The following is a 3,956-nucleotide window of genomic DNA, read 5'->3' on the forward strand; positions in this document are numbered from 1 at the left end:
ACGCTCGATGGCGCTTCCAGCGTGCAGGCACGCACCGCCGGCGCCGGCGCCGGCGGCGCCGTCGACGTCTACGCCGACACGCTCAGCGTGCGCGGCGGCTCAAGCCTCGGCAGCAGCAACCGCATCGACGATGTCATCGGCAGCGGCGCGGCCGGCAGCGTCAGCATCAACGCCGGTACGCTGACGCTGAGCGGGGCGAGCAGCGAGATCGCCAGCACCACCGAAAGCAGCGGCGCCGGCGGCAACATCAATCTGCAGGGCACGACGCTCAGCCTCAGCGACGGTGCGCGCATCAGCGCCTCGACCTACGACCTCGGCGCGGCGGGTGTCGTGCGCCTGGACTTCTCTGCGATCACGCTCGATGGCGCTTCCAGCGTGCAGGCACGCACCGCCGGGGCGGGTGCTGGCGGCGCCGTCGACGTCTACGCCGACACGCTCAGCGTGCGCGGCGGTTCAAGCCTCGGCAGCAGCAACCGCATCGATGGCGTCATAGGCAGCGGCGCGGCCGGCAGCGTCAGCATCAACGCCGGCACGCTGACGCTGAGCGGGGCGGGCAGCGAGATCGCCAGCACCACCGACAGTGTCGGTGCCGGCGGCAACGTCAGCATTTACGCCAGCACGCTGACGCTGCGCGACGGCGCCAGCGTGTCGACACAGACACGTGCTCAGGGGCACGCCGGTTCGGTGCATCTGCAGGCTGAGCGGCTCGATCTGGCCGGCGGCGCGGCGGTCAGTGCCACCAGTTCCGGCAGCGGCAATGCCGGCAGCATCGACATTCAGGCACATGAGGTGCAAGTCGATGGCGGACAGATCAGCAGCGGTACCACGCAGAGCGGGCGCGGTGGCGACGTGCGCATGACGGCCGACACGATCGCGCTCGATCACGCGGCGAGCGTGGCCGCCAGTACCAGCGGCAGCGGCCATGCCGGCACGATTGCGGTCACGGCCGGCCGGCTGACGCTCGCCGGCAGCAGCATCGTCGCCGAGAGCAGCGGTTCCGGTAACGCCGGTGCCATCGGTGTCAACGCCGGCACGCTCACGCTGGCCGACGATTCGCAGATCACCACCAGCACCAGCGGCAGTGGCAAGGCCGGCAGTATCGACGTCAGCGCGACCGATGCGATCCACCTCGACCGTTCGGCGATCGCCAGCGGTACCTTTGCCGCGGGCGCCGGCGGTAATGTCCACCTTGCCGCGCAGTCGATCACGCTCGATCACGATGCCTACATCGCTGCCGCCAGCTTTGGCAGTGGCGATGCCGGAGCGATTTCACTGTCGGCCGGGCGTGTCGCTCTCACCGGCTCCAGCCTGATCGTGGCGGGCACCAGCGGCAGTGGTAATGCCGGAGCCATCGACGTGCAGGCGAACGCGTTCGCGCTGGATGGCGGCTCGTCGATCGCGACGACCAGTCTGGGCAGTGGCACGGCTGGCAGCATCGGTATCAGCGCCGATACGGTGCGCCTCGATGGCGCCTCGATCAGCAGCACGGCGTTTGGCAGCAGTGACGGCGGCAACGTGCGCATCGATGCGCGGCAGGTCGAGCTGGTCAATGCCGCTTCGGTCTCGGCGAGCAGTTTTGGCAGCGGCCGCGCCGGCAACATCGACATCAACGCCAGCGATCGTTTCACCAGCCGTAATTCGAGCGTCGAGACGCGGGCGCCCGGTTCCGATGGCGGCAACATCACGTTTCAGGTCGGTCAGCGCTTCGATCTGCGTGACAGTCTGGTCAGCGCCTCGGTCGGTGCCGGTGGCGATGGCGGCAATATCACCATCGATCCGCGCCACGTCGTCATCAATCGCAGCCAGGTGCTGGCGCAGGCCGAGAACGGCCGCGGCGGCAATATCCGCATCATCGTGGCGCCCGGTGGCAGTTATCTGCTGTCGGCCGACAGCGAGATCAGCGCCTCGTCGGCGTTTGGCGTGCAGGGCACGGTGCAGGTCGTCGGGCCGGAGCGCGAACTGGTCGAGCGGCCGGAAGAGCTGCGCAGTGATTTTCTCGATCGCGCCAGTCTGCTCGGCGAACCCTGCGCGCAACGCCTGGCGCGGCGCAGCGGCAGCCTGATCCTCGGCGGCCGTGGCGGCATGCCGGTCACCCCTGACGCACCGCTCGGAGCCACTGACGCCATGGGCGGCAGCACGGGCAGTTCGATGCTGGCCGCTTCGACCTGCGGCGGCTGAAGGTTTCCACTCACCCCTGTTTCTCCGGTACGCCGTGATGGCGATGCCGTGCGTATCCCGGTCGCCGTTGCGGCGCGCCGGTAGGCACGCTTTGCCGACCGTTGGCTCCGGAACCGCCTGGCGCGACTGGATATGAAATTTCTTCGGCAGATGATCAATAAAAAAACCGCTAAAAGCGGTTTTTTTATTTTACCGGAGCGTTGCCGCTCACATTTTCAGCACTCGATGACGTTGACGGCGAGTCCGCCGCGCGCGGTTTCCTTGTACTTGGTCTTCATGTCGGCACCGGTGTCACGCATGGTCTTGATGACGCGGTCGAGCGAGACGAAGTGCTTGCCGTCCCCCTTCAGTGCCATGCGCGCAGCATTGATCGCCTTGATCGAACCCATCGCGTTGCGCTCGATGCACGGCACCTGCACCAGCCCGCCGACCGGGTCGCAGGTCAGGCCGAGGTTGTGTTCCATGCCGATCTCGGCGGCGTTCTCGACCTGTTCGACGTTACCGCCCATGACTTCGGCGAGCGCGCCGGCCGCCATCGAGCAGGCCACGCCGACCTCGCCCTGGCAGCCGACTTCGGCGCCGGAGATGCTGGCGTTCTCTTTATAGAGAATGGCGATGGCGCCGGCGGTGAGCAGGAAGCGGATGATGCCGTCATCGCTGGCGCCGGGGACGAAGCGTTCGTAGTAATGCAGCACGGCCGGCACGATGCCGGCGGCACCGTTGGTCGGTGCGGTGACGACGCGGCCGCCGGTGGCGTTTTCCTCGTTGACGGCGAGGGCGTAGAGGTTGACCCAGTCGAGCACGCCGAGCGGGTCGCGCAGCGAGGTTTCCGGGCGGGCCGACAGCTTGGCGTAAAGCTCGGCGGCGCGGCGGCGTACCTTCAGCCCGCCCGGCATCGTGCCTTCATGGTGGCAGCCACGTTCGACACAGGCCTGCATGACGTTCCAGATGTGCAGCAGGCCGCTGCGGATTTCCTCGTCGCTGCGCCAGACGCGCTCGTTGGCCAGCATCAGATCGCTGATGCGCAGACCGTGCTGGTGACTCAGGCGCAGCAGGTCGTCGCCGGTGCGAAAGGCGTACGGCAGCGGCGTGGTGTCGGCGACGATGCGGTCGGCGCCGGCATTTTCCTCGTTGACGACGAAGCCGCCGCCGACCGAGTAATAGACCTTATTGCGGATTTCCTGCCCGGCGGCATCGCAGGCGATGAAGCGCATGCCGTTCGGGTGATAGGGCAGCGTCTGCCGTTTGTGCAGGATCAGGTGCTCTTTTTCGATGAAGCGCACGCTGTGTGTGCCCATCAGCGCGATGCTGCCCTCGCTGCGGATGCGCGTCAGCTTGGCGTCGATGGTGTCGGTGTCGACCAGATCCGGCAGGTCACCACCAAGGCCGAGCAGCACCGCCTTGTCGCTGCCGTGGCCTTTGCCGGTGGCGCCGAGCGAGCCGTACAGCTCGGCGCGCACGCTGGCGACACTGTCGAGCAGACCCTGTTCCTGCAACTGGCTGACGAAACGCCAGGCGGCGCGCATCGGACCGACGGTGTGCGAGCTGGACGGTCCGATACCAATCTTGAAAATGTCGAAAACGCTGATGGCCATGGGCGGCTCCCGGCGTGCGGGCCGCGCGCCCGCGACGCCTCAGTGTTCAGGGGGCGGTCCCGCAGACCGCGGGACCCGGCTCAGGCTTTCAGTCCGCGTACACCGGGAAGCGCGCGCACAGCGCCGCCACTTCCCCGCGCACCCGCGCGATCGTCGCCTCGGCCTCCCCCGCCGCCAGCGCAT

The 3,956-nt window shown here is 67.8% G+C and carries 2 protein-coding genes; one reads left to right on the forward strand and one right to left on the reverse strand.

Annotated features, from left to right (window positions below):
- A partial coding sequence (locus tag C7443_RS20080) for a beta strand repeat-containing protein (RefSeq protein WP_170123503.1) occupies positions 1–2,178 on the forward strand: 2,178 nt, incomplete at its 5' end.
- 215 nt (positions 2,179–2,393) lie between these two features.
- On the opposite strand, the gene C7443_RS05475 is transcribed toward C7443_RS20080, so the two are convergent.
- A complete protein-coding gene (locus C7443_RS05475) occupies positions 2,394–3,773 on the reverse strand; it encodes an L-serine ammonia-lyase (RefSeq protein ID WP_110017540.1) in 1,380 nt (459 codons plus the stop codon).
- Positions 3,774–3,956: the final 183 nt, after the last annotated feature.

Origin of the sequence: Plasticicumulans acidivorans (assembly GCF_003182095.1) — a bacterium.
Classification (GTDB): Bacteria; Pseudomonadota; Gammaproteobacteria; order Competibacterales; family Competibacteraceae; genus Plasticicumulans; species Plasticicumulans acidivorans.